The 23,620-nt window shown below is 68.6% G+C and carries 27 protein-coding genes; 19 read left to right on the forward strand and 8 right to left on the reverse strand.

Going from position 1 to position 23,620, the window contains the following annotated elements:
- Window positions 1-46: 46 nt before the first annotated feature.
- Complete coding sequence (locus ACLJO0_RS02810; RefSeq protein ID WP_410576419.1) at window positions 47-232, forward strand: hypothetical protein; 186 nt, start codon at window positions 47-49, stop codon at window positions 230-232.
- Here the strand turns inward: ACLJO0_RS02810 and ACLJO0_RS02815 are convergent.
- The 3 genes from ACLJO0_RS02815 to ACLJO0_RS02825 form a co-directional block, all read right to left on the reverse strand.
- A complete protein-coding gene (locus ACLJO0_RS02815; RefSeq protein WP_125790969.1) occupies window positions 229-1,056 on the reverse strand; it encodes an SAM-dependent methyltransferase in 828 nt (275 codons plus the stop codon). The genes ACLJO0_RS02810 and ACLJO0_RS02815 overlap by 4 nt on opposite strands.
- A 93-nt stretch (window positions 1,057-1,149) precedes the next feature.
- A complete protein-coding gene (locus ACLJO0_RS02820; RefSeq protein ID WP_410576420.1) occupies window positions 1,150-1,740 on the reverse strand; it encodes an HAD family hydrolase in 591 nt (196 codons plus the stop codon).
- A gap of 2 nt (window positions 1,741-1,742) precedes the next feature.
- A complete protein-coding gene (locus ACLJO0_RS02825; protein WP_410576421.1) occupies window positions 1,743-2,771 on the reverse strand; it encodes a threonine aldolase family protein in 1,029 nt (342 codons plus the stop codon).
- 135 nt (window positions 2,772-2,906) lie between these two features.
- On the opposite strand from ACLJO0_RS02825, the gene ACLJO0_RS02830 reads away from it, so the two are divergent.
- From ACLJO0_RS02830 to ACLJO0_RS02875, 10 genes are all read left to right on the forward strand, one after another.
- Window positions 2,907-3,425, forward strand: a complete 519-nt coding sequence (locus ACLJO0_RS02830; protein ID WP_005152531.1) for a SigE family RNA polymerase sigma factor — start codon at window positions 2,907-2,909, stop codon at window positions 3,423-3,425.
- Window positions 3,412-4,116 carry a hypothetical protein gene (locus ACLJO0_RS02835; protein ID WP_410576422.1) on the forward strand — a complete coding sequence of 235 codons (705 nt, stop codon included), beginning with the start codon at window positions 3,412-3,414 and terminating at the stop codon, window positions 4,114-4,116. The genes ACLJO0_RS02830 and ACLJO0_RS02835 overlap by 14 nt, the downstream gene beginning before the upstream one ends.
- A 23-nt stretch (window positions 4,117-4,139) precedes the next feature.
- Window positions 4,140-4,742: a TetR/AcrR family transcriptional regulator gene (locus ACLJO0_RS02840; RefSeq protein ID WP_410576423.1), complete on the forward strand. Its 603-nt coding sequence runs from the start codon at window positions 4,140-4,142 to the stop codon at window positions 4,740-4,742.
- Window positions 4,743-4,827: 85 nt separating this feature from the next.
- Window positions 4,828-6,258, forward strand: a complete 1,431-nt coding sequence (purB, locus tag ACLJO0_RS02845) for an adenylosuccinate lyase (RefSeq protein ID WP_410576424.1) — start codon at window positions 4,828-4,830, stop codon at window positions 6,256-6,258.
- A gap of 163 nt (window positions 6,259-6,421) precedes the next feature.
- The gene (locus ACLJO0_RS02850) at window positions 6,422-7,249 is read left to right on the forward strand and encodes a substrate-binding periplasmic protein (protein ID WP_410576425.1); all 828 of its coding nucleotides are present in this window, start codon (window positions 6,422-6,424) and stop codon (window positions 7,247-7,249) included.
- Window positions 7,250-7,254: 5 nt separating this feature from the next.
- On the forward strand, window positions 7,255-8,028 hold the full coding sequence (locus ACLJO0_RS02855; protein ID WP_410576426.1) for an ABC transporter substrate-binding protein: 774 nt from the start codon (window positions 7,255-7,257) through the stop codon (window positions 8,026-8,028).
- Between the two features lie 8 nt (window positions 8,029-8,036).
- The gene (locus ACLJO0_RS02860; RefSeq protein ID WP_410576427.1) at window positions 8,037-8,819 is read left to right on the forward strand and encodes an ABC transporter substrate-binding protein; all 783 of its coding nucleotides are present in this window, start codon (window positions 8,037-8,039) and stop codon (window positions 8,817-8,819) included.
- Window positions 8,820-9,578, forward strand: coding sequence for an amino acid ABC transporter permease (locus ACLJO0_RS02865; protein ID WP_125784855.1), 759 nt, complete (start codon window positions 8,820-8,822; stop codon window positions 9,576-9,578).
- Window positions 9,575-10,315 (forward strand): amino acid ABC transporter ATP-binding protein, encoded by a 741-nt coding sequence (locus ACLJO0_RS02870; protein ID WP_125784856.1) that lies wholly within the window; start codon window positions 9,575-9,577, stop codon window positions 10,313-10,315. Before ACLJO0_RS02865 ends, ACLJO0_RS02870 begins: the two co-directional genes overlap by 4 nt.
- Window positions 10,316-10,470: 155 nt before the next feature.
- Window positions 10,471-11,358: an MOSC domain-containing protein gene (locus ACLJO0_RS02875; RefSeq protein WP_410576428.1), complete on the forward strand. Its 888-nt coding sequence runs from the start codon at window positions 10,471-10,473 to the stop codon at window positions 11,356-11,358.
- Here ACLJO0_RS02875 and ACLJO0_RS02880 read toward each other — a convergent pair.
- Window positions 11,241-12,047 (reverse strand): S-adenosyl-l-methionine hydroxide adenosyltransferase family protein, encoded by an 807-nt coding sequence (locus tag ACLJO0_RS02880; RefSeq protein WP_410576429.1) that lies wholly within the window; start codon window positions 12,045-12,047, stop codon window positions 11,241-11,243. The two genes, ACLJO0_RS02875 and ACLJO0_RS02880, sit on opposite strands and share 118 nt — an antisense overlap.
- A 35-nt stretch (window positions 12,048-12,082) precedes the next feature.
- On the opposite strand from ACLJO0_RS02880, the gene ACLJO0_RS02885 reads away from it, so the two are divergent.
- From ACLJO0_RS02885 to ACLJO0_RS02900, 4 genes are all read left to right on the forward strand, one after another.
- The gene (locus ACLJO0_RS02885) at window positions 12,083-12,964 is read left to right on the forward strand and encodes a phosphoribosylaminoimidazolesuccinocarboxamide synthase (protein WP_410576430.1); all 882 of its coding nucleotides are present in this window, start codon (window positions 12,083-12,085) and stop codon (window positions 12,962-12,964) included.
- Window positions 12,965-13,014: 50 nt separating this feature from the next.
- Window positions 13,015-13,731, forward strand: coding sequence for a DUF2334 domain-containing protein (locus ACLJO0_RS02890; protein WP_410576431.1), 717 nt, complete (start codon window positions 13,015-13,017; stop codon window positions 13,729-13,731).
- Complete coding sequence (locus tag ACLJO0_RS02895) at window positions 13,728-14,459, forward strand: TetR/AcrR family transcriptional regulator C-terminal domain-containing protein (RefSeq protein ID WP_410576432.1); 732 nt, start codon at window positions 13,728-13,730, stop codon at window positions 14,457-14,459. Before ACLJO0_RS02890 ends, ACLJO0_RS02895 begins: the two co-directional genes overlap by 4 nt.
- 70 nt (window positions 14,460-14,529) lie before the next feature.
- Window positions 14,530-15,669 (forward strand): DUF418 domain-containing protein, encoded by a 1,140-nt coding sequence (locus ACLJO0_RS02900; protein WP_410576433.1) that lies wholly within the window; start codon window positions 14,530-14,532, stop codon window positions 15,667-15,669.
- On the opposite strand, the gene ACLJO0_RS02905 is transcribed toward ACLJO0_RS02900, so the two are convergent.
- Together ACLJO0_RS02905 and ACLJO0_RS02910 are read right to left on the reverse strand one after the other, a co-directional pair.
- Window positions 15,666-16,310 carry an MBL fold metallo-hydrolase gene (locus ACLJO0_RS02905; RefSeq protein WP_410576434.1) on the reverse strand — a complete coding sequence of 215 codons (645 nt, stop codon included), beginning with the start codon at window positions 16,308-16,310 and terminating at the stop codon, window positions 15,666-15,668. The genes ACLJO0_RS02900 and ACLJO0_RS02905 overlap by 4 nt on opposite strands.
- Before the next feature lie 33 nt (window positions 16,311-16,343).
- Window positions 16,344-17,288 carry a DUF5937 family protein gene (locus ACLJO0_RS02910; protein ID WP_410576435.1) on the reverse strand — a complete coding sequence of 315 codons (945 nt, stop codon included), beginning with the start codon at window positions 17,286-17,288 and terminating at the stop codon, window positions 16,344-16,346.
- Between the two features lie 61 nt (window positions 17,289-17,349).
- Between ACLJO0_RS02910 and ACLJO0_RS02915 the strand changes: the two genes are divergently transcribed.
- Both ACLJO0_RS02915 and ACLJO0_RS02920 read left to right on the forward strand, forming a co-directional pair.
- Window positions 17,350-18,492 carry an MFS transporter gene (locus ACLJO0_RS02915; protein WP_410576436.1) on the forward strand — a complete coding sequence of 381 codons (1,143 nt, stop codon included), beginning with the start codon at window positions 17,350-17,352 and terminating at the stop codon, window positions 18,490-18,492.
- 33 nt (window positions 18,493-18,525) lie between these two features.
- Entirely contained in the window at window positions 18,526-20,028 is a 1,503-nt protein-coding gene (locus tag ACLJO0_RS02920) for an aldehyde dehydrogenase family protein (RefSeq protein WP_125790987.1), read from the forward strand.
- Between the two features lie 103 nt (window positions 20,029-20,131).
- On the opposite strand, the gene ACLJO0_RS02925 is transcribed toward ACLJO0_RS02920, so the two are convergent.
- Window positions 20,132-21,712, reverse strand: coding sequence for a GMC family oxidoreductase (locus ACLJO0_RS02925; protein ID WP_410576437.1), 1,581 nt, complete (start codon window positions 21,710-21,712; stop codon window positions 20,132-20,134).
- Between the two features lie 105 nt (window positions 21,713-21,817).
- Window positions 21,818-22,606 carry a hypothetical protein gene (locus ACLJO0_RS02930; protein ID WP_410576438.1) on the reverse strand — a complete coding sequence of 263 codons (789 nt, stop codon included), beginning with the start codon at window positions 22,604-22,606 and terminating at the stop codon, window positions 21,818-21,820.
- Window positions 22,607-22,672: 66 nt separating this feature from the next.
- Between ACLJO0_RS02930 and purS the strand changes: the two genes are divergently transcribed.
- Complete coding sequence (purS, locus tag ACLJO0_RS02935) at window positions 22,673-22,912, forward strand: phosphoribosylformylglycinamidine synthase subunit PurS (protein WP_037320498.1); 240 nt, start codon at window positions 22,673-22,675, stop codon at window positions 22,910-22,912.
- The gene (purQ, locus tag ACLJO0_RS02940; RefSeq protein WP_410576439.1) at window positions 22,909-23,586 is read left to right on the forward strand and encodes a phosphoribosylformylglycinamidine synthase subunit PurQ; all 678 of its coding nucleotides are present in this window, start codon (window positions 22,909-22,911) and stop codon (window positions 23,584-23,586) included. The genes purS and purQ overlap by 4 nt, the downstream gene beginning before the upstream one ends.
- The last annotated feature ends 34 nt before the right edge of the window (window positions 23,587-23,620 follow it).

The following is a 23,620-nucleotide window of genomic DNA, read 5'->3' on the forward strand; positions in this document are numbered from 1 at the left end:
GACTCACCGGGCCCGCTTGGGCAAGGTGAGGCAATCGGAGGATGCCATGTTCTGGAAGATCGTCGGCGGCCTGATTCTGGCTTGGGTGGCCTTCATGGTGCTCGGTTCCGTGCTCGGTTTCCTCGTGAAGGCCGTCTTTTGGATCGCCGTCATCGGCGGCGCGGTCTTCCTCGGCACGGCCGCGTACGGCGCCATCAAGGGCAAGGGCACCCCGAAGGAGCTTCGCCGCTAAGGCTTACGCGCCACCCCGCCGAGCGACGTGAAGTTCACGGGCGAAGGCGGGGTGAAGCGCGGGCCGTCCGGCCACCACAGGTGCGGGTACGTCAGCCCGGGCTCCATGAGGTCGACTCCCTCGAAGAAGGACTCGATCTCCTCGCGCGTCCGGTACAGCGTGTCCAGCCCGGTGCCGGTGAAGCGTTTTTCGAGTGACGTCGCGATGTCTGCGGCTTCGGTGCCGTCGGCGGGATTGTGCTGGTGCAGCAGCGCGACGAACGAGCCTGGGGCCAGCGCGTCGACGTAGGCGCGGACGATCTTCCGCGCCTCGTCGAGATCCTGGATGTGGTGGACGATCGCGCACAGGATCAGCCCGACCGGCCGGTCGAACTCCAGCCGGTGGGTGCGCGCGAGCTCCTCGATGACCTCGTCCGGTTTGGTGAGGTCGGCGGCCGCCATATGCGCGAAGTCGTTCGCCGCGAGCATCGCGCGGCCGTGCGCCTGGACCACCGGATCGTGGTCGACATAGACGACCCGCGCCTCGGGGTTGTACCGCTGCGCGACCTGATGCGTGTTGTCCGAGGTCGGGAAGCCGGAGCCGAGGTCGAGGAACTGGTCGATGCCCTCCCGGTCGGTCAGGTAGCGCACCGTCCGGACCAGCCAGTGCCGGACCTCCTTGGCCATGGTCCTGGCGTCCGGCGAGAGTTCCAGGATCTGGCGCAGGACCACCCGGTCGGCCTCGTAGTTGTCCTGGCCGCCCATGAGCGCGTCGAAGACCCGCGCGATGCTCGGCCGATCGAAATCGACGGGCACGAGCGGCCGCCGGCCGTCTGGACCAGGCATGGGCACCTACCGTGGGAAAATCTCGGTTCGGGACGCGAATCAGCTTAGGTCATCCGCTTCACCGCGCGTAAGCGGATGAGCGGCGAGGGTGAATTATTCCTCCGAAGAGCCGAAAGCAGATTGCGCTGTTGTCACGCCGACCCAGCGTTCCGCCTTCATCCCCACCGCCCGCGCACCGTCCACATTGGACTGTCGATCGTCGAAGAACAGGCAGTCGGCCGGTTCGGCGCCGAGTTCGGCGAGCAGGATCCGGTAGATCTTCGCGTCGGGCTTCATGCAGCCCAGGTCACCGGAGAAGAGCTTCACACGGAACAGGTTCGCCCATTCCTGCTCGCGTACCCAGCGTCCGAAGGTCGACGAAGCGTTCGAGAGCAGCGCGAGCGCCGCGCCCGCTTCGTGTAGTCCTTCCAGCAGATCGAGAACGTCCGGTTCGACGTGTGTCCAGCCGGTGACGTCGATGCTGGTCAGCTCGTCGGCGAAGGCCTTGTCGACCGGGTGATCCAGCGCGCGGCCGACGCTCTGCCAGTACTCGAGATCCGAGCCGCCGGAGTCGTACCGGACCCGTTCGGCCCAGTAGTGCGGCTCGAAGTCGGCGACCTCGCGGTCGAAGGCCTTGGCCAGCGTGGGCAGCGCGTCGGTGTGCGCGCTGATGACGTCGCCGTAGTCGAAGACGATCCAGTTCACGTTCAGCCCCCGGTCTTGATGCGTTGAAGGGTTTCTTCGATGTCGGCCGCCGAGAGGTCCCGGTGCGCCACGAAGCGGATCCTGCCCGAACTGGGCAGCGTCCGGATGCCGAGCCCGGCCAGCCACGCCAGCCGTCCTTCGAGGTCGGGCGCGGTGACCTGCACGATGTTGGTGTCGGGAGTGTTGACCTCCCAGCCGTGCTCGGCGAGCCCGGTCGCGAGCCGTGTGGCGTTCTCGTGGGTCTCGGCGAGGTCGCCGACGCGGTCCAGCGCGACCATGCAGGCCGCGGCCAGCACGCCGCCTTGGCGGATGCCGCCGCCGAGCATCTGACGCATCCGCCGCGCCTTCTCGACGAACTCCGGGCTGCCCGCCACCACCGAGCCGACGGGTGCGCCGAGCCCCTTGGAGAAGCAGGCGGAAACGGTGTCGACGCCGACCGTGAGCGCCGCGGGCGGGACCTCCAGCGCGACGGCCGCGTGCCAGAGGCGGGCGCCGTCGAGGTGCACGGTCAGCCCGGCCTCCTTCGCCACCGCGACGAGTCGCGCGTGCTCGTCCGGCGGGGTGACGGCGCCGCCCGCGGAGTTGTGCGTGTTCTCCAGGCACAGCAGCGGGGTGTGCAGCGCGTAGTACGGCCTGCGAGGGTTGCCGATCGCGGCCGAAAGCGATTCGGGCGTCGGCCGTCCCGGCCCGCCGTCGTGCTCCAGCGGCTCCGGCATGCCACCCGCGAGCCAGGCGGCGGAACCGAGTTCGTCGGTGATCACGTGTGCGCCGCGTGGCGCGAGGAACCGGTCGCCACGCTGGAGATGGATGCTCAACGCGATCAGGTTCGCCATGGTCCCGCTCGGCGTCCAGAGTGCCGCGGGCATGCCGAGCAGTTTCGCGGCGCGCTGTTCCAGTGCGCCGACGGTCGGATCGCCGTCGAGGACGTTGTCGCCGACCTCGGCATCCGCCATCGCCTGGCGCATGACGTCGTCCGGCCGGGTCACGGTGTCGGAGCGGAAATCGATCAACGGGAGGGAGCGCGAGGTCACGGTACGATCACATCACATCGTCGGGCCCGCCATGAATCTCCTCCCCGGCTGGTCCCCCGCGCCCGCTCATGCAACCGTGGACGCCCCCGGTTCCGTCCTACCCACCGACGAGGCAAGAGCGGAGACAAAACCCGCGTGAACCAGCGCGACGAACAAGAGTTCGCGGAGTACTTCGCCGCGAAGCGGGACTCCGTGCGCAGGACCGCGTACATGCTCTGCGGTGACTGGCATCGCGCGGACGATCTCGCGCAGACGGCGTTCGTCGCGCTGCACCGGAGGTGGAAGAAGATCAGAGAACGGGCGGCGACCGACGCCTACGTGCGAAAGACGCTGGTCAGGGCGGCCATCGACGAGTCGAGGCGGCCGTGGCGGCGGGAGTGGCAGACCGAAGAGCTGCCCGAACCGCCGCAGGACGGCTTCGACCTCGGCGAACAGGTCGTCACCAGGGAAGACCTGCTGGCCGCGTTGCGCGAAGTGCCCCCGAAACAGCGGGCCGTGCTGGTGCTGCGGTTCTTCGAGGGGCTCGACGTCGGTGCGGCGGCGAAGGCCCTCGGGTGCAGCGAAGGAAACGTGAAGAGCCAGACCGCGCGAGGGCTGGCGAACCTCAGGCAGGTCATGGAGAAGGAGGAGGTGGCACGGGATGGACGAGAATGATCTGAAGGCGTTGTTCCGTGACGCCCCCGGCGACGCGCCGTCGCCGACCTTCGACACTTCCGACGTCGTCCGCGCCTCCAAACGCGCCACCGCTCGACGCCGAAACGGTATCGCGGTGGCCTGTAGTGCGGTGGTTTTGGTCTTGGCCGGAGCGGGCATGTTCGGCGTGCTCGGCGGAACCGACCTCCAGCTGGGGAGCGGGGCCAAATCCGATCAAGAAGCGGCGACCGCCGGGCAACCCGGGACCGCGTCCGCACGTCCTCTTGACAGCGGGGACCCCTCGAACTTCTCGAACCCGCCGCCTCAGCAGGGGGGCGACGGGCCAGAGAGGACCGGCCGGATGACGGCCGAAGGCACCTACGGGTGCGACCAGGTGGACCGGGAGCTCGCCACCGCCCTCGCTGGCGAGCTCCCGGTCCCCGTGGATGTCGCCAAGTCGACGCCCGGCGACATCTGTACGACGGGAGCCAGGTCCGCGGGGTTCCAGGTACTCGGCGGCACCGTCTCCGCCACGGTCTTCCCCGCGGGCGCGGCCATCCCCTCGCTGCCGACCGGCGCGTCCAGCGCGCAGCGGATCACCGGCAAGGGTTCCCTGGTGGTCGTGGTGAGCCTCGGTGACGGCTCGGGCGGGCCCGCCTTCTCCGAGTCCGAGGTCGACAGGCTTGTCGGCGTGCTCGCCGCCCGCTACTGAACCAGGTGGCAAAATAGCCCGCCATGACCGCCGCAGCGACAACGCCGAAGGGTGAGCGACGCCGTGCCGAGCTCATCGAGGCCGCCGCGTCGTTGCTGGCCGAGGGCGGATTCGACGCCGTGCGGCATCGTGCGGTCGCCGAACGCGCCGGGCTGCCGCTGGCCTCGACGACGTACTACTTCGATTCGCTCGACGAGCTCGTCACCGCCGCCGTGGAACATCACGCGAAGGTGGAATTGGAGACCGGACGGCAGCGCCTCGACGAGCTGGCGACCCGCAACCGCGGCGTCGAGGCCACCGTCGACCTGGTGCTGGACATGCTCCTCGGGCCGCTTCGCCCGGATCGCGAGGCCGACGCCGAAGCGGTCCTCCTGCGCTACGAACGCCTCGTCGGGACTGGCCGTCGCCCGTACCTTCGGCCCCTGATGCGGACGCTGTCCGCGCAGCTGTACGAGCTGCTTCACGAGATCTTCGCGCGCTCCGGCACCCCTGTGGACGCCGTCGAACTGGAGCGGCTGGTCGCCCTCGTCGACGGCGCCGTGGTCAACGCGCTGATCGAGGTCGACCCGGAGCCGCGTGCCGCCGCCTCGCGCATGCTCCAAAGCGCTCTCGCCCCCCGCAATTAGTCACCTACTTGCGGTCGGGGGCGAGGTGTCACGACGCGCTCGTGGCGCAAGTAGGTGACGAATTGCGGGAGGTTAGTCTGGCCGCGTGACGGACAAGCCCCGCATCCCCAACGTGCTCGCCGGCCGCTACGCCTCGCCTGAGCTGGTCGAACTGTGGTCCCCGGAACGCAAGGTCGTGCTGGAGCGTGAGCTCTGGCTCGCCGTGCTCCGCGCGCAGGCCGACCTCGGCGTCGAGGTGCCGGACGGTGTCGTCGCCGACTACGAACGCGTGCTGGAGCAGGTCGACCTCGACTCGATCGCCGCGCGCGAGCGGGTCACCCGGCACGACGTGAAGGCCCGCATCGAGGAGTTCAACGCGCTCGCCGGGCACGAGCACGTCCACAAGGGCATGACGTCGCGTGACCTCACCGAGAACGTCGAGCAGCTGCAGGTGCTGCGTTCGCTGGAGCTGGTGCGCGGCCGCGTGGGCGCGGTCCTCGGCCGGCTCGCCGCGATCGCGGTCGAACACGCCGACACGGTGATGGCGGGCCGTTCGCACAACGTCGCCGCGCAGGCGACGACCCTGGGCAAGCGGTTCGCCACCGCCGCCGACGAACTGCTCGTCGCGTTCGACCGGCTCGAGAACCTGATCGAGCGATACCCGCTGCGCGGCATCAAGGGCCCGGTCGGCACCGCGCAGGACATGCTCGACCTGCTCGGTGACGAGTCCACTTTGGACGAACTGGAGTCGCGGGTCGCGGCCCACCTCGGCTTCGAGAACGTGTTCACCAGCGTCGGCCAGGTGTACCCGCGCTCGCTCGACTTCGACGTGCTGTCGACCGTGGTCCAGCTGGCCGCGGCGCCGTCGAGCCTGGCGAAGACGATCCGCCTGATGGCTGGCCACGAACTGGTCACCGAGGGCTTCAAACCGGGCCAGGTCGGCTCGTCGGCCATGCCGCACAAGATGAACACGCGTTCGTGCGAGCGGGTCAACGGGCTCGCCGTGGTGCTGCGCGGCTACCTGTCGATGATCGGCGAGCTCGCCGGCGACCAGTGGAACGAAGGCGACGTGTCCGACTCCGTCGTCCGCCGGGTCGCGCTGCCCGACGCGTTCTTCGCGCTCGACGGTCTGCTGGAGACCTTCCTCACGGTGCTGGCCGAGTTCGGTGCCTTCCCGGCGGTCATTTCGCGTGAGCTCGATCGCTATCTGCCGTTCCTCGCGACCACCAAGGTGCTCATGGCCTCGGTCCGCGCGGGGGTCGGGCGTGAAACCGCTCACGAGGCGATCAAGGAGAACGCCGTCGGCGTCGCGCTCGCAATGCGGGAGCAGGGGCTGGCGGAGAACGACCTTCTCGACCGGCTCGCCGCCGACGAACGCATCCCGCTCGACCGTGGTGAGCTGGACAAACTCCTCGCCGACCGGATCTCGTTCACCGGTGTCGCGCCCCGCCAGGTGGCCGCGATCGCGTCGCGTGTCGAGGGCGTCTTGGAGCGTTTCCCGGAGGCGGCGAACTACTCGCCGGCCCCGATCCTCTGACCTGTGAGCAGCCCCACCACGGGGCGTTCACAGAGTGAGACGAAGTTACTCGATCGGGCGAAATGCCTAATCTCGATCGCTGAACCCGGAGCGCCAGGCCGCCCATGAGGCGGCCTGGCGTGTTTGTATCGCGCCTTGCGCGCAAGAACCCACGGAAGAAGCGATGAGATCCACATGGGAGAAGTTCGTCGCCGTCGTCACGGCCGGAGCGGCCACCCTCGCCCTCGCCGCCTGCGGCTCCGGTGACGCGGGCGCGACCGCCCAGAAGCTGCGGGTCGGCACCCTGACCGACGCGCCGCCGTCCATCTACCTGGAGAACGGCACCTTCACCGGCTACGACAACGAACTGCTGCGCGACATCGCGAAGCGCGAGGGCTTCGAGGTCGAGTTCGTCGGCACCGAGTTCGCCGGCCTGCTGGCCGCCGTCGCCACCAACAAGTTCGACATCGGCAGCTCCACGATCTCCACCACCGAGGCCCGCAAGAAGACCGTCGCGTTCAGCAACGGCTACAGCACCGGGTTCACCACGATCCTCACCAAGAAGGGTGCGGCCCTCAAGGACGTCGGCGCCTTCAACGGCAAGCGGCTCGGCGTCGTGCAGGCGTCGGTCCAGGACGACTTCGCCACCGGCAAGGTACCCGGCGCCAACGTCGTGCGCTTCCCCGACTACAACGCGGGTTTCGCGCAGCTGAAAGCGGGCAGCCTCGACGGGTGGGTGGTGCCGAAGGACATCGGGCAGAAGTACATCGATCAGAATCCGAGCGTGCCGCTGGAGTTCGGCTACACCGTCGAGACCAAGGACACGCCGTCCGCGTTCGCCGTCCGCAAGGACAACAAGGAACTGCTGAAGAAGATCAACGACGGCCTCGCGAAGGCCGTGGCGGACGGCACCGTCGCCCGCCTGCACGCTCAGTTCTTCAAGACCGAGCCGCTGCCCAAGGAACTCGAAAAGGGCGGCCCCGGCCTGCCCGTCCAGAACGCGGGGGTCTGAAACTCATGAAGAAAACCTTGCTCGCCACGCTGGCCGCTGGGCTCGTCGCCGTGCTCGCCGCCTGCGGTGGTGGCGAAGCCGTCACCGAAAAGACCCTGCGCGTCGGGACACTGAGCGACGCCCCGCCGAACATCTACGTCGAGAACGGCAACTTCACCGGCTTCGACAACGAGCTGCTCAAGGCCATCGCAGCCAAGCAGAACCTGAAGCTGGAGTTCGTTTCGACGGACTTCTCGTCGCTGCTGGGCCAGGTCGCGAACAACCAGTTCGACATCGGCAGCTCGGCCATCGCGCAGACCGACGAGCGCAAGAAGAACGTCGACTTCTCCAGCCCGTACAACTTCGAGGTCATGAGCATCCAGACGAAGGACGGCTCGCCGATCACCGACGAGAAGGCCTTGTCCGGAAAGCGGGTCGCGGTCATCCAGGCGACCGTCGGCGACAAGTGGCTGACCTCGACCGTGCCGGACGCGCAGGCCGTGCGCTTCCCCGGGTACGCCCCGGCGCTGGCCGCGCTCAAGAGCGGTGCCGTCGACGCCTACGTCCTCGACCAGGCGATCGCCGAGACGAACGTCAAGGACAGCGCCGACGTGAAGCTCAAGGTCGTCAAGTCCTTCACCACCGACGTGCCACACGGCTTCGCGGTGAAGAAGGGCAACACCGAACTGCAAACGAAGATCAACGAGGGCCTCAAGCAGGTCATCGCCGACGGCACCTGGGTCAAACTGCACGAGAAGTTCCTGCCGACGGCGCCGGTCCCTGACCAGTTCAAGGCGTGAGGATCACCATGAAGAAGTCACTCGCCGCCGTCGTCGGTGCTGCCCTCGTGGCGGTGCTGGCGGCGTGCGGCGGCGGCGAGAACGCGAGCGGTGACACGCTTCGCGTCGGCACCCTCAGCGACTCGAAACCCAACGCCTATCAGGAAAACGGCGTGTTCACCGGGTTCGACAACGAGCTGCTGAAGGCCATCGCCGCGCACCAGAACCTGAAGCTCGAGTTCGTCTCCACGGAGTTCTCGGCGCTGCTGAGCCAGGTCGCGAACGGCAAGTTCGACATCGGCAGTTCTGGTATCTCACAGACCGACGAACGCCGTAGGACGGTCGACTTCTCGGCGCCGTACAACTACCAGTCACTCGGCATCGAGACCCGCGAGGGTGTCGGCATCACCGACGAGAACTCGTTGACGGGCAAGCGGATCGGTGTCGTCCAGGGCACGGTGTCGGACAGCTGGCTGGCGGCAAACGCGCCCGCCGCGCAGGCCGTACGGTTCCCGCAGGACGCCGCGACGCTGGCCGCGCTCAAGTCGGGCGCGATCGACGGCGCGATCTTCGACCGGGCGACCGCCGAGGACTACGCGGCGAAGAACCCGGACACGAAACTCAAGGTGGTCAAGGCGATCACCACGACCATCCCGCACGGGTTCGCCGTGAAGAAGGGCAACACCGAACTCGCGGGCAAGATCAACGCGGGTCTCAAGGCGGTCATCGCCGACGGGACATGGGAAAGGGTGCACCGGCGGTTCGAACCGAACGCGCCGGTGCCCGTGGAATTCAAGGCCGGGCAGAAGTAAGTGGACGACTTCCTCAACACGTTCCTGAACTGGGAGTACATCTGGGAGGTCTTCCCGGACCTCCTCGGGACCGGCCTGCTGAACACGCTGATCATGTCGGTGTTCTCGGCGCTGATCGGCACCGTGCTCGGCATGGTGCTGGCCACGATGGGCCTGTCCAGCAAGGTGTGGCTGCGCTGGCCAGCCCGGGTGTACACCGACATCTTCCGCGGCCTGCCCGCGATCCTGACCATCCTGGTGATCGGGCAGGGCGGCGGGATCCTCATCCCGTCGATGGCGAGGAACACCTACCCGCTCGGCATTCTGGCGCTCAGCCTGATCGCGGCCGCCTACATCGGTGAGATCTTCCGCGCCGGTATCCAGAGTGTCGAAAAAGGACAGATGGAGGCCAGCCGCGCGCTGGGCATGAGCTACACCAAGGCGATGACGCTCGTCGTCATCCCGCAGGGGGTGCGGCGGGTGCTGCCCGCGCTGGTGAACCAGTTCATCGCGCTGATCAAGGACTCCAGTCTGGTGTACTTCCTCGGCTTCCTCGCCGAGCAGCGTGACCTGTTCCGGATCGGGCAGGACCTCGCGGCCAACACGGGGAACCTGTCGCCGCTGGTCGCGGCCGGGTTCTTCTACCTGGTGATCACCGTGCCGCTGACGCATCTGGTCAACTACATCGACAAGAAGCTGCGCACCGGCAGGAAGATCCGCGTCGATGACGACGGCGGCGAACTGGGCCTCCTGAACAGCGGAAAGGTGCCGATGTCATGACGACCGCCGTACGTTCTTCGAGCGTCGAACTCCGCGACATCCACGTCTCCTTCGGCACCCTCGAAGTACTCAAGGGGGTGAACCTCAAGGTCGAGAAGGGCCGCACGACCTGTGTCATCGGGCCGTCCGGTTCCGGCAAGTCGACGCTGCTGCGCTGCGTGAACCGCCTTCAGGAGCCGGACTCGGGCGACCTGCTGCTGGGCGGCGAGAGCGTCATCTCGTCCGACCCGGACGCGCTGCGTCAGCGGGTCGGGATGGTGTTCCAGCACTTCAACCTGTTCGGGCACCGCAGTGTGCTGGACAACATCACCCTGCCGCTGCGCAGCGTCCGGAAGCTCGGCAAGGCGGAGGCGGCGGAGATCGCGCACGCCCGGCTCGCCGAGGTCGGCCTCGCCGACAAGGCGCCGTACCGGCCGAGCGCGCTCTCGGGCGGGCAGCAGCAGCGGGTCGCGATCGCGCGTGCGCTCGCCATGGAGCCCGAGGTCATGCTGTTCGACGAGGCGACCAGCGCGCTGGACCCGGAGCTGGTCAAGGGCGTCCTCACCCTGATGGCGGGGCTGGCCGAGCGCGGCCTGACCCTGCTCGTGGTCACCCACGAGATGGGTTTCGCGCGCGGCGTCGCCGACGAGGTCGCGTTCATGGACGACGGGAAGATCGTCGAACAGGGAGCTCCAGAGGCGATCTTCGACGCTCCGCGGAGCGAGCGGCTTCAGAGGTTCCTGTCCCAGGTGCTCTGAACCTGGCCGCTTGAAGTACGTGAAGGGGTCCTTCATGTACTTGGGGAAGGTCTTCGCCCGCCGAAGTGGCGGTTTCGCGTGACTGAAGGGACGGCACGTGTGTCGTCCATCCAGTCACGTACCACTCACGAAGCCTTGGTCGCTAGCCTGCGGTTATGGCGAGAGTGGCGAAGCTGGTCTATTACCCCGTCAAGGGCTGCGCGGGGACGTCGGTGGAAACGGCCGACGTCACCCCGGCGGGCCTCAGGTTCGACCGTGCCTGGATGGTCGTCTCCCCGGAGGGCGAGTTCCGTAGCCAGCGGAAGCAGCCGGTGATGGCCTCGATCCGGGCCGAGGTGCTGGACGACGGCGCCCGTCTGCGGCTCGCCGCTCCCGGCGTCGAAGATCTCCTGGTCGAGACGGTCACCGACGGTCCGCGGCATCCCGCGGCGACGTTCACCTGGCAGGGCAAGGGCGTCCACCAAGGTGACGAGGCCGCCGAGTGGTTCTCCGACGTCCTCGGCCTGCCGTCGGTGTTCGTCGGGCTCACGCCGGAGCACGAGCGCGTCACCAACGGCGAGATCCCCGGCACCGCGGCCTTCGCCGACGCGCACGCGATCCTGCTCACCTCCGAGTCCTCTTTGGACGGTCTGAACGAGCGGATCGCGTCCCGCGGCGCCGAAGCCGTGCCGATGGACCGGTTCCGGCCCAACATCGTCGTCTCGGGCTGGCCGGAGGCGCACCGCGAGGACGACGTCCGCTCGCTCACCGCCGGCGGCCTCGAACTGGGGTACGCCAAGGTCTGCATCCGCTGCACGGTGCCGATGGTCGACCAGGACACCGGCAAGAAGGCCGGCCCCGAGCCGATCCGTTCGCTCGCCGACTACCGCCGCGAACCGGAGGGCGGCGTCTCGTTCGGGATCAAGATGGCGGTGACCGGTCCGGGTCAGGTGTCCGTCGGCGACGAGGTGATCGTGCACTCCTGGGCCGGTCCCAGCCCCAGTACGGCCGACGCCGAGCCGCCGTTCACGGCGACCGCGAGCCGCCCCGCGGAATCGGTGTAGAGCACGTTCCGGCCCGGCGGCACCGTGCCGAAGGTGTCGCCGATCAGTGCCTTCACCAGGACGTGTTCGCTGCTGACCGAGACCGTGCCGGACAGCCCGGCCAGTTCGAGGTCGGCGGGGCTCGCGGCCAGCTGGACGTTGCCGAAGTGGTCGACCGTGAGCACCTCGGTCACCAGTTTGCCGGGGAACACCGCGACGAACGGGTCCGGCAGCCGCACGAGGTCGTCGACGCGTGGCCCGAACTCCTCCGGAGCGACCCCGAGCGCGAGATGCGCCGCCGCGGGAGCGAAGACGTCGCGACCGTGGAACGTCGACGAAGTCACCGGAAGGCGGTAGTCCGGTGCCGCGAGTTCGTACGCGGCTATCACCCCGCTGAGTGTTTCGGCGGCGGGAATCAGGAGCCCGTTGTCCGGGCCGACGAGCATTCCGCGTTCGGTGACCACCACGACGCCGCGCCGCGCGGTGCCGACGCCGGGGTCCACGACGGCGAGATGGACGGACTCCGGCAGGTACGGCGCCGTCTGGGCGAGTACCTCGGCGCCGGTCCTGACCTGCTGCGGAGGGATCTCGTGGCTCACGTCGATCACCCGGACGGACGGCGCGATCCGCGCGATCACCCCGTGGCACGCGGCCACGAAACCGTCGCACAGTCCGTAGTCGGTCGTGAACGAAACGCAGTGGATCGGCATGATCAGCCATCATCCTTGATCGCTAGGGTGCAGCCGTGACGACGCTCGAATACCCGAAGATCGCCGCCGGCAAGATCCGTGAGCTCTACGCCGTCGATGACGAGCATCTGCTGCTCGTCACTTCGGACCGGATCTCCGCCTACGACGTCGTCTTCGACACGCCCATCCCGGACAAAGGGCGAGTGCTCACCGCGATGAGCGTGTTCTGGTTCTCCCTGCTCTCCGACGTCCTCCCCAACCACCTGATCTCCTACGAAGACGAACGCATCCCCGCCGAGGTCCGCGGCCGCGCGCTGCTGGTGCGGCGGCTGGCGATGCTGCCGTTCGAAGCCGTCGCCCGCGGCTATCTCACCGGTACCGGTCTCGCCGATTATCGCGCGCGCGGCACGGTTTGCGGCGTCGAACTTCCTCCTGGCCTGACCGACTCCTCCCGGCTCCCCGAACCGATCTTCACCCCCGCGACCAAGGCCGACCGCGGTTCGCACGACGAGAACATCGCCTTCTCGGACGTGGTCGGGCAACTCGGCCGCCAGCGGGCCGAAGAAGTCCGCGAGGCGACGTTGGCGGTGTATCGCCGGGGCGCGGAGTTCGCCGCCGAACGCGGCATCCTGCTCGCGGACACGAAGCTCGAATTCGGCGTCGACTCCGACGGCAACCTCGTCCTCGCCGACGAGGTCCTGACCCCGGATTCCTCGCGTTACTGGCCCGCCGGCGGTTACGCGCCGGACAGCCCGCAGCCTTCGTTCGACAAGCAGCCGTTGCGGGACTGGCTCACCAGTCCCGCGTCCGGCTGGCACCGCCGGGACAGACCGGGGGCACCACCCTTGCCCGAGGACATCGTCGCCGCCACGCGGGCGAGGTACATCGAGTCGTACGAACGCATCACCGGCCGGTCGCTGCAGGATTGGCCCGCCTGACCGGCCGCGTTCACCCCGTTGTCAGTCCGCCGCAAGCCCGGGCTGGCGCAATGGGGACCGTGGACGCACGTTTGCTGGTTTCCCTGTCCGGCGTGACCACCCGGACGTTGCACCGCTGTGCCGACCTCGCGGCCGAGCTCGACAGGCGCAAGGTCCCGATGTCCGTGCTCTACGCCGCCAGGACCGGCGAGGGCCCCGTGACCGAGTGGATCCGGACGCGCCGCAAGAACGGCGACTCCGTCCTCCTGCACGGTTACGACCACCGGATCCCACCCACCCATCGCGCCGTCCACCTGGGCAAACGCGCCGAGTTCGCGGCTCTTCCCGCGCATGAGGCGCGGCTGCGGCTGATCGCGGCGAAGGCGGCGCTCGACGCCAACGGCATGGCCGTCGACGGATTCGCGCCGCCGCGCTGGATCGCGTCGGAGGGCACCCTGCAGGCCCTCCGCGAGCACGGGTTCCGGCTGTGCGCGGATCTGGTCTCGGTGCGGGATCTGGTGTCCGGCGAGGTCCGGCGCGCCAGGGTGCAGGAGTTCGGCGGACCGTCGCACCGGACGGAGACCGTCCGGTGTTTCGCGCTGGTGCTGGCCGCCGCGAGGGCCGCGCGCCGCGGCGGGCTGGTGCGGCTCGGCATCGACGCCGCGGACCTCGCCAGGCCGGGGCTGCGGCAGGCGTTCCTCGACGCTGTCGACGTCTCGCTGGAGAACCGCGCTTTCGGAACCACCTACGGCTCGCTCTCGCGAACGCGGGTTAAATTGTCGGGATGACCGACCAGGGTGACGCACCGGCGACGCTGTTGCGGCTCTGGCGGCGAGCGGAGCGCCCGACGCGCGGCAGGCCGTCGGTGCTCGACATCGACGGTGTCGTGGCGGCCGCGGTGGCACTCGCCGATCGCGAAGGCGTCGTGAACGTGACGCTGGCGAGCGTGGCGAAGGACCTGGGCGTCACGAAGATGTCGCTGTACCGCCACATCGGTTCGAAGGCGGAACTGCTGGAGCTGATGGCCGACTTCGCCATCGGGGATCCGCCGCCGGTGGAGTCCACCGGCGATTGGCGGGCCGAGCTGACCACGTTGGCCGAGGCCAACCGCGATGTCCTGATGAAGCACCCGTGGCTGGTCGAGCTGCCGCTCTCCGGCCCTCCGGCGGGCCCGCACGCGGTCGCCTGGATGGACGCGATCCTGCGCACCCTGCGCGACACCGGTCTCGACTGGGGCACCAAGGGCGGGATCCTGGTGCTGGTCGGCGGCTACGTCCGCCTCGCGTGCGCGCAGGCCATCCAGCTCGCCGAGGGCAGGAAGGGCAGCGGGTTGAGCCAGGATCAGGCCGAGCAGGCCTACGGCAAGGGTCTCGCCGAGCTGATCGACCCCGAGCGTTTCCCGGACGCCGTGGGCTTCTTGACCTCGGGACTCGGTGACTCCGAACAGAACTCCGACTTCGACTTCGGGCTCGACGTCGTCCTCGACGGCATCGCCGCTCTCGTCGACGCCGGCTGACAAGCATCCCTTCCCCCTTTAGTATCCGACGGACATTAATTAGTGTACGTTGGATACTAAAGGGGGATCCGTGACATCGATACCGACCAGTGAGCGCGTGCTCGCACCGGACCTGGCCAGGGGTTTCGCGCTCCTGCTCGTCGCGCTGGCGCATACCGCGAGCATCTTCCTCGGCAACACGCCGGGCGTCGACCAGACGCCGCAGGGCCTGGAACGGCCGTACTTCGTGGTGCTGTTCGTGCTCGTCCACGCGTGCGCACTGCCGTTGTTCGGCATGATGCTCGGATACGGGATCGTGCAGTTCGCCGACCGCCAGGAGGCGCTGGGGCAGCCGTGGCCGCGGACGCGAGGCGTACTGCTCCGCCGTCACGCGTGGCTGCTGGTCTTCGGCGCCGTCGACGGGGTGCTGTTCTTCTCCGGCGACGTGCTCGGCGCGTACGGCGTGATCGGCATGGTGTTCACCCTGCTGCTTTTGAGGCGTGGCAAGGGTTTCTATCGGCTTCCGGTGCTGTACCTCGGTTTCGGCGTCTGCTACCTCGCCGTACTCATGTACCTGGTGATCAGCGGGAACTCCGGCGGCGGGGCGCCTGTCCCGTCCGTCGACGACCCGTCCTCACTGGCGCCGACCTACGGTGACGCCGTGCGCGAGCGGCTCACGGAATGGCCGATGACCACGGCGATCCTGCTGTCGTCGACCCTCTTCGTCTGGGTGGGTGCTTGGGCCGCGAAGAAGCGCGTCCTGGAGGAGCCGAATCGCAAGCTTCTCCTCTTCGGCCTGTTCGGCGGCTTCGGTGTCGCGATCGCGGGCGCGTCGCCGATGGGGCTCTTCGCCGGCGACTACCTCGGCATGGACGAGGAAACCGCCGGGCTCGCCAAGCTGATGTACGAAGGAGCCGGTCTGTTCGGCGCGATCGGGTACATCAGCCTGTTCGGCCTCATCGGCATGGCGGTCGGCAAGAAGCGCCGAGGCGTCGTGGTCACCGCGATCTCCGCACTCGGCCAGCGCACGCTGAGCGCGTACCTGTTCCAGTCGGTGGCGTGGCTGATCCTGGCGCCGCCGTTCATGCTGGGTCTCGGCGGTGACACGTTCGTGGCGGCCGCGTGCGGGGTCGGCGTGTGGCTGCTGACGGTCGTCGGCGCGTACCTGATGCACCGCCGGGCGTATCGGGGACCGGCGGAGATCCTGGTGCGGAAACTGGCCTACCGCTAAAGCTTCACCGGCTCCCCGACGTCGAGCACCTTCACCTCGGTGCCTTCCGGGGCGAGGTTGGTGAACAGGCCGTAGTGCATCTGCGGCCGCGCGAGGACGGCTTCGTGGATCGGGACGGCGAGGCGCGGCGACACCGCACGCAGGTAGTCGACCGCCTCGCCTGCCTTGAGCCAGGGGGCGCCGGTGGGCAGGCCGAGGACGTCGATCTTCTGTTCCGGAACGAAGAACGAGTCGCCGGGGTGGTAGAACGCGCCGTGGTCGACGATGTAGCCGACGTTCGGGATCACCGGGATCTCCTCGTGGATCACCGCGTGTTCGCCGCCGACGACGTTGACGGCACTGCTGCCGCTGGACCCGATTTCGAAGGCGTCGCCGGGGTTCGCGATCTGGAACTCGGCGCCGAGCTTCCCCACGGCCTCGGCGGAACCGGGGTCGACGACGAGTCGCACGCCGGGATTGGCCGCCAGCAGCGCGGGGAGCCTGTCCACGTCGAGGTGGTCGAAATGCTGGTGGGTGATCAGGATGGCGTCGAGCTCACGTTCGCCTTCGAAGCCCGCCGAGAAGGTGCCGGGGTCGATCAGGATCCGCGCGCCCTCGGTCTCCAGAAGGGTGCAAGCGTGTCCAAAATGGACAATACGCATCAGGGTTCTCCTTCGCGGTCGGTCATTTCCAGCCTATGCCCGGATCAGGGCGTCGCCAAGTTCGGTGCGCTGGTAGCGCATTTCGCGGCCGCGGCGCCGCGTGTCGAGCAGGCCCGCCGCGCGCATCGCGGTCAGATGCCGCGAGACCGTCGGCGCGGAGAAGCCCAGCCTGCGCGCGAGTTCGGTGGTGCTCGCGGGTTCGTTGAGTGTCGTCAGCAAGGCGGCCTTCGTCCGGCCGAGCACTCCCGCGAGCGCGTCGGGCGGGCGTTCGGGATCCGACCAGAGTTCCCCCACCCCGCGCGCCGGGTACAGCAGCGAAGGCTGCCACGGCTCCATCGTGATCACCCCGACCGAAGGCCACGCGAAAACGCCCGGGATCAGCAACAGGCCGCGTCGGTCGAGGTGGACGCGGCCGCGTTCCTTCATCTCGATCACCAGGACGTCGTCGACGAGCCGCACGCGCGGGTGGATGTCCTCGAATACCAGCGCGATCCCGCCGGCGGCCAGTCGTCGCGAGCGCTCCTCGATGTCGGCGACGAGGAACCGGCGCATCCGCGGCCAATGCGGTTCGACCAGTTCGGTCCAGGCGATCTCCATCTGGCTCGCCAGCAGATCCCTTGCCTCGGCGGGATCTTCCGGCAGTCCGCTCAAATCCGCGTCCACTTTGGACAGTTCATGCGCGACCTGCTCCGGTGACGTGCGGCGGATTTCGGCGAACTGGGCGGACGCGGTGGTCTCCGGCCCGCTCGGCGGTGGGCTGAGGAAGTCGGTGATGTAGTGCCGCGCGCTCATCACCTTGGCGAAGCCGTCGATGGGGAGGTCCGGCAGTTTCGCGGCCGCCTCGCGCAGCCACGGCAGATGACTGGGATGCCCGCGCCGTCCGAGCAGGGTCTGCATCGCGCCCATGGTCTCGTCGAGCGGCGAGATGCCGAAGCGGACGCGGTTGGCGCTCTCGGCGGTCAGGACCAGCTCGATCATCGGATTAGGTTATGGCCTAATCAATGGTTCTCGCCAGGCCTGGTTCGGCAGTGTTCGTGGCATGACGCTGCTTCGTAATTCCGGGTATTGGCGCTGGTCGGCGGGGGTCCAGCTGAACCGGCTGCCCGCAACGATGGCGCCGCTGGCCTTCACCGTGCTGACCACCGCGACGACCGGTTCGTACCGGCTCGGCGGGATCATGATGGCCGTTTTCGTCGCCGCCGAGATGGTCGGCGCCGTGCCGACGGGGCGGCTGCTCGACCGTGTCGGCCCCGCGCACGGGCTCGTCGTGCTGCTCCCGCTGGTCGCCGCCGGACTGTTCCTGCTGGCCGCGGTCGCTTCCGCCGGAGCCCCGGACTGGGTGCTGCTCGCCCTGGCGATCCCGCCGGGGCTGGTGGCGGGCGGGTTGAACGGCGGTTTCCGGACGCTGCTCGCCGGGACGGTGACCGAAGAAGAACTGCCGAGGGCCGTTTCGGTCGACGCGATGATCCTCGAAGGCGTCATCGTCGGCGGGCCGCTGCTGGTGGCGCTCCTGGCGACGTCCGGCCCGGCCGTCCCGGTGCTCGCGATGGCCGTCGTCGCCCTGCTCGCGGCCCTGCTCGTGCCCCGGCGCACGGTCGCCCGGGATCCACAAAGGACAGTCGAGCGTCAGGCGATCCCGGTCGCCGCTTGCGTGCCATGGCTGGCGGGGTTGTTCACCGTCGGGCTCCTGCTGTCGACCATCGAGGTCGGCCTGCTGCCGCTCGTCCAGCGCCTCGGCGCACCCGATTCGGCGACGGCGATCGTCATCGTGGTGCTGTGCGCCGCCAGTATCTGCGGCAGCGCGCTGTACGCGGCGCGAGGGAAGGCCGGCGATCCGCGGCTGTTCCTTGCCGGTTTCGTGCTCGGCGGGATCGTGGTTTCGGCGGGCTTCGGCTGGGCCGGGCTGCTCGGCGGGGTCGCGCTGATCGGGCTCTGCACCGGTCCGCTGATGGCCGTCTCGTCGGTCAACCTGCAGAAACTGCTGCCCGAACGCCGCCGGTCAGAGGGCTTCTCGCTGGCCTTCACCGTGCAGGCGTCGGGGTTCGGGCTGGGCTCGCTGGCGATCGGGGTGCTGCCGGTGTGGCTGGCCCCGCTTCTCGGTGTCCTTGCGGCCCTCGTCTCCTGTGCGATGCTGGTGGCACACCCCAGGCGAGCTATTGGCACGCCGTCAGTAACGTCGTAGCCTGGGCTTTGAGCCGAGACACGGGAGAAGTCGATGACCGCAGTCCAGCCGAAGCCGACCGCGCACAGCGTGGGGGAGACCTTCGATTCCCTCAGCCCGGCGACCGACGAGGTCGTCGGCACCTACCCGGTGCACAGCAAGGAGGACGTCCGCGCCGCCATCGCCCGCGCGAGGGACGCCGCCGAATGGTGGGCCGGGCTCGGCTTCGACGGTCGCGCCGAGCGGCTGCGCCGCTGGAAGGGCGTCATCACCCGCCGTCTGCCGCAGCTGTGCCAGGTCGTGCGCGACGAGACCGGCAAGCCGATCGCCGACGCGCAGCTGGAGAGCGTCCTCGCCATCGAGCACATCGCGTGGGCGGGCAAGCACGCGCGCAAGATCCTCGGCAAGCAGCGTCGCGCGGCCGGGCTGATGATGTCGAACCAGGCGGCGACGGTCGAATACCAGCCGCTCGGCGTCGTGGGCGTGATCGGCCCCTGGAACTACCCGGTGTTCACGCCGCTCGGCTCCATCGCCTACGCCCTCGCCGCCGGCAACGCCGTCGTCTTCAAGCCGAGCGAGTACACGCCCGGCGTCGGGAAATGGCTGGTCGACGCCTTCACCGAGGTCGTCCCGGAATGGCCGGTGCTGCAGCTGATCACCGGCTTCGGCGAGACCGGCGCTTCGCTCGTCAGCGGCGGCGTCGACAAGATCGCCTTCACCGGTTCGACCGGCACGGGCAAGAAGATCATGGCCGCGGCCGCCGACACGCTGACCCCGGTGATCATCGAGGCGGGCGGCAAGGACGCGGTCCTGGTCGACGCGGACGCCGACCTCGAGGCCGCCGCCGACGCCACCGTGTGGGGCGCGTTCTCCAACTCGGGTCAGACCTGCATCGGCGTCGAGCGCGTGTACGTCCACGAGCGTGTGCACGACGAGTTCGTCGCGAAGGTCGTCGAGAAGTCGAAGGACGTGCGGGCCGGTTCGGACGCGGCCGCGCAGTACGGCCCGGTGACGATGCCTTCGCAGCTCGCGGTGATCAAACGCCACATCGCGGACGCCATCGAACGCGGCGGCAAGGCGCTGGTCGGCGGCATCGACGCGGTCGGCGACCGCTACGTGCAGCCGACGGTGCTCGTCGACGTGCCGGAGGACTCCTCGGCGGTCAAGGAGGAGACGTTCGGCCCGACCGTCACCATCGCCAAGGTCCGCGACATGGACGAGGCCGTCGAGAAGGCCAACGACACGAAGTACGGCCTCGGCTCGACGGTGTTCTCGAAGTCGCGCGGCCTCGAACTCGCCGCCCGCCTGCGCACCGGCATGACGTCGATCAACGCTCCGCTTTCCTTCGCCGGTATCGCCTCGCTGCCCTTCGGTGGCGTCGGCGACTCGGGCTTCGGCCGGATCCACGGCCCGGAAGGCCTGCGCGAATTCGCCCGGCCGAAGGCTGTCGCACGGCAGCGCTTCACCGCGCCGATCGTGCTGACCTCGTTCTCCCGCAAGGAAAAGACCGACGCCCTGGTGGCGAAGCTGATCACGGTGCTGCACGGGAAGCGCTGACCTGCCGCCTTGTCAACCCCCGCGTGCTAGGAACGGTCCTTTCCTTGCGAAATTTGCAAGGAAAGGACCGTTCCTAGCGTTTACGGAGGCGTGAAAGGGACGATCACGAGCCCCGGATGAGGTCCGCGGCCTTCTCCGCGACCATGATCGTCGGCGCGTTCGTGTTCCCGCGCGGCACCACGGGCATCACCGACGCGTCCACCACCCGCAACCCGTCCACCCCGCGCACCTTCAGCGACGGGTCGACGACGGCGTTCTCGCCTGTCCCCATCGAGCAGGTCCCGACGGGGTGGTACAGCGTCTGCGTCTTCTCGCGCACGTAGTCGGCCAGTTCGCTGTCGGTCAGGTCGTGGCGCTCCGGCAGGAACGGCTTGTCCAGGTATCGCGCGAGCGGACCGGACTTCCCGATCTCCACCAGTGCCCGCATCCCGGCCAGCATCTTCTCCATGTCGACGGACTCGGCGTAGTAAGCCGGGTCGATTTCGGGCTTCCACAGGGGGTTCGACGACTTCAACCGCAGCCGTCCCCGGCTCGCGACGTCCACCAGGGTCGCCGCAGACGTGAAGCCGGGCACCGTCGGCTCGCGCATTCCGTTGTCGTAGAACAACGTCGGCGCGACGTGGATCTGCATGTCCGGCGGCGAGACGCCGTCCGCGGCGGGGAAGAAGGCGCCCGCCTCGCCGATGTTCGAGGCCAGCGGGCCGCGTTTGGTGAGCTGGTAGCGCACCAGTCCGCCCGGCGTCGCCGCGTCCACCAGGTCGGTGGTGCCGCGGGTCGACCAGATGATCCCGCAGGCGGGGTGGTCGTGCAGGTTTTCGCCGACACCGGGAAGCGCCGCCACCACGTCGATCCCGTGTTCCCGCAGGTGTTCCGCCGGGCCGACCCCGGAGAGCATCAGCAGCTGCGGCGAGTTCACCGCGCCGCCGCTCAGCAGGACTTCGGCCGACGCGCGCACCGTCGTTTCGGCACCTTCGTCCAAATAGGACACACCGACGGCGCGGGTCCCTTCGAACACCACGCGGGTGGCTTGGGCGTTGGTCCGCACGGTGAGGTTCGGACGTGACAACGCGGGCCGCAGGTACGCGTCGGCCGTCGACCAGCGGCGGCCCTTCTTACAGGTCACCTGGTAGACGCCGGCGCCTTCCTGTGACTCGCCGTTGAAGTCGTCGGTGCGCTTGAGGCCCCAGGCGACCGCGGAATCCACCCAGGCGTGCGACAGCTCGTGGGTGAAGCGGCGGTCCTCGACGTTCAGCGGCCCGTCGGTGCCGTGCAGCGGTCCGCCGAGCCGCTGGTTGCCTTCCGCGCGTTTGAAGTACGGCAGGACGTCGTCGAAACCCCAGCCCTCGGCGCCATGCCCGTCACGCCAGCCGTCGTAGTCCGCGCGGTTGCCGCGGATGTAGATCATCGCGTTGATCGAGGAACAGCCGCCGAGCGTCTTCCCACGCGGCCAGTACAGCGTCTTGCCGGTGTGCTTCTGCTCGACCGTCTCGTAGTTCCAGTCCCACTTCGTCTTGAACAGACCGGGGAACGCCGCGGGAATGTGGATTTCGTCCGCGTCGTCCTCGCCGCCCGCTTCGAGGAGGAGCACCCGCGCTGACGGATCCTCACTCAGCCGGTTCGCCAGCACGCATCCCGCGCTGCCCGCGCCGACGATGACGTAGTCGAAGGAGTCCTGATCGGCCACGGTGCCTCCTGCTGCTGCTCACCCGGTGTTGGCGTGCTGCCAATGGGCTCATCTTGGCCCAGCGACGCGCTCCGAGCATCCCCCAGTCGAAGGACTGATGCGAGCTCAGTCGGAGTCGGGTGAAAAAGAAGCCACGCAGGGCCCGCCTTCGGCACTGTCGTCGGTCTCGATCCGCCCGGGCTGCCGGACGCCGTCGACCTCGCCCGCGAGATGCAGGATCGTCTGCTCGGCCGTGGTCAGCAGGTCGGCCTTCTCGACGGTGTACCTGGCCTCGCCGTGGATGATCTGCTGCACGCCGTCGCGGGTCGTGTCGGGCACCTTCTCGCACAGCACGGACAACGCCGCCGGGATGTCACGCGTGTTGATCGCGTCGACGAACTTGTTCCCCGCCTCTTCCCCGGTCTTGACGTCAGGCCGCGGCGACGGCTTCGTCTCGATGCCCGGCAACGGCTCGGGCTCGCCGCCGACCTTGGCGTCACGCACGCACCAGCCGCCCTCGCCGGGGATCATCGCGATCCCGACGGTCTGACCCCCTGCGGTGAACGCGGCCGAGTACTCCTGCGCCGCACGCTGGTGCGCGGGCGTGCTCAACTGTGCGCCGTCGGAGACGGCCATGGTCTGCTCGAAGGTGTAGGACCGCTTCGAGCGGATCGAGCACCAGAGCTGACTGACACGGTCTTCGGCGACGCCGTTCACGAACGACTGGCTCAGCTGCTCCGGCGTCGCGCGCGAGGTGGTGTCCGCCTTGGCCTTGAAGAACCCCGGCGAGACGAAACCGGTGAACGCGACACCGCCCGCGATCAGGACGAAGACCAGCACAAGAGTGATCCAGAGCCAGGCCTTCGACTTCTTCGGCGGCGGGTTGTACCCGTACTGCGGTTGCCCGTAGGTCATGCGGCAACCGTAGTGAAGTAGGCTCGGGCGGTACCCACGACCTGCGTGAATAAGGAGCAGCCTGCCGTGGCCCGAGTCGTTGTCGACGTCATGCCCAAGCCCGAAATCCTCGACCCGCAGGGGCAGGCCGCGCTCGGCGCCGCCGGTCGTCTCGGCTTCACCGGGATCACCGAGATCCGTCAGGGCAAGCACTTCGAGATCGAGGTCGACGACTCCGTCGACGACGCGACGCTCGAAAAGATCGCCGAAGGATTCCTCGCGAACCCGGTCATCGAGCAGTGGACCATCAAGCGGGTGGAAGCGTGACCGCCCGCATCGGGGTCATCACCTTCCCCGGCACGCTCGACGACGGTGACGCCGCCCGCGCCGTCCGCTACGCCGACGCCGAAGCCGTGCCCCTGTGGCACGCGGACGAGGACCTGAAGGGCGTCGACGCCGTCGTCGTCCCCGGTGGCTTCTCCTACGGCGACTACCTGCGCGCCGGCGTCATCGCGCGCTTCGCGCCGGTGATGTCTTCGGTGATCGAGGCCGCCCACAAGGGCATGCCGGTGCTGGGCATCTGCAACGGCTTCCAGATCCTGTGCGAGGCCGGGCTGCTGCCCGGCGCGATGATCCGCAACGCGGGCCTGCACTTCATCTGCCGTGACCAGTGGCTGCGCGTCGAGAACAACGACACCGCGTGGACCACCCGGTACGACAAGGACGCCGAGATCCTCATCCCGATGAAGAACATCGACGGCTGCTTCGTCGCCGAGCAGGCCACCCTCGACGAGCTGGAGGGTGAGGGCCGCGTGGTGTTCCGCTACGTCGGCGGCAACCCGAACGGCTCGCGCAACGACATCGCCGGGATCCGCAGCGAGAACGGCCGCGTCGTCGGACTCATGCCGCATCCGGAGCACGCCATCGACGCCCTCACCGGGCCTTCCGACGACGGGCTCGGCATGTTCTACAGCGCCGTGGACGCCCTCGTCTCCACCTGATCCCTCGCAATTCGGCACCTGCTTGCGGTAGTTG

Source organism: Amycolatopsis sp. lyj-108 (genome assembly GCF_046549005.1).
Taxonomy (GTDB): domain Bacteria; phylum Actinomycetota; class Actinomycetes; order Mycobacteriales; family Pseudonocardiaceae; genus Amycolatopsis.

Coding starts and splice junctions, on each gene's coding strand:
- ACLJO0_RS02930 (WP_410576438.1), bottom strand. CDS start 22,606: ATGACCTACGGGCAACCGCAGTACGGGTACAACCCGCCGCCGAAGAAG.
- ACLJO0_RS02870 (WP_125784856.1), top strand. CDS start 9,575: ATGACGACCGCCGTACGTTCTTCGAGCGTCGAACTCCGCGACATCCAC.
- ACLJO0_RS02840 (WP_410576423.1), top strand. CDS start 4,140: ATGACCGCCGCAGCGACAACGCCGAAGGGTGAGCGACGCCGTGCCGAG.
- ACLJO0_RS02890 (WP_410576431.1), top strand. CDS start 13,015: ATGGGGACCGTGGACGCACGTTTGCTGGTTTCCCTGTCCGGCGTGACC.
- ACLJO0_RS02815 (WP_125790969.1), bottom strand. CDS start 1,056: ATGCCTGGTCCAGACGGCCGGCGGCCGCTCGTGCCCGTCGATTTCGAT.
- ACLJO0_RS02895 (WP_410576432.1), top strand. CDS start 13,728: ATGACCGACCAGGGTGACGCACCGGCGACGCTGTTGCGGCTCTGGCGG.
- ACLJO0_RS02880 (WP_410576429.1), bottom strand. CDS start 12,047: ATGCCGATCCACTGCGTTTCGTTCACGACCGACTACGGACTGTGCGAC.
- ACLJO0_RS02875 (WP_410576428.1), top strand. CDS start 10,471: ATGGCGAGAGTGGCGAAGCTGGTCTATTACCCCGTCAAGGGCTGCGCG.
- ACLJO0_RS02860 (WP_410576427.1), top strand. CDS start 8,037: ATGAAGAAGTCACTCGCCGCCGTCGTCGGTGCTGCCCTCGTGGCGGTG.
- ACLJO0_RS02810 (WP_410576419.1), top strand. CDS start 47: ATGTTCTGGAAGATCGTCGGCGGCCTGATTCTGGCTTGGGTGGCCTTC.
- ACLJO0_RS02920 (WP_125790987.1), top strand. CDS start 18,526: ATGACCGCAGTCCAGCCGAAGCCGACCGCGCACAGCGTGGGGGAGACC.
- ACLJO0_RS02850 (WP_410576425.1), top strand. CDS start 6,422: ATGAGATCCACATGGGAGAAGTTCGTCGCCGTCGTCACGGCCGGAGCG.
- ACLJO0_RS02915 (WP_410576436.1), top strand. CDS start 17,350: ATGACGCTGCTTCGTAATTCCGGGTATTGGCGCTGGTCGGCGGGGGTC.
- ACLJO0_RS02855 (WP_410576426.1), top strand. CDS start 7,255: ATGAAGAAAACCTTGCTCGCCACGCTGGCCGCTGGGCTCGTCGCCGTG.
- ACLJO0_RS02910 (WP_410576435.1), bottom strand. CDS start 17,288: ATGATCGAGCTGGTCCTGACCGCCGAGAGCGCCAACCGCGTCCGCTTC.
- ACLJO0_RS02835 (WP_410576422.1), top strand. CDS start 3,412: ATGGACGAGAATGATCTGAAGGCGTTGTTCCGTGACGCCCCCGGCGAC.
- ACLJO0_RS02905 (WP_410576434.1), bottom strand. CDS start 16,310: ATGCGTATTGTCCATTTTGGACACGCTTGCACCCTTCTGGAGACCGAG.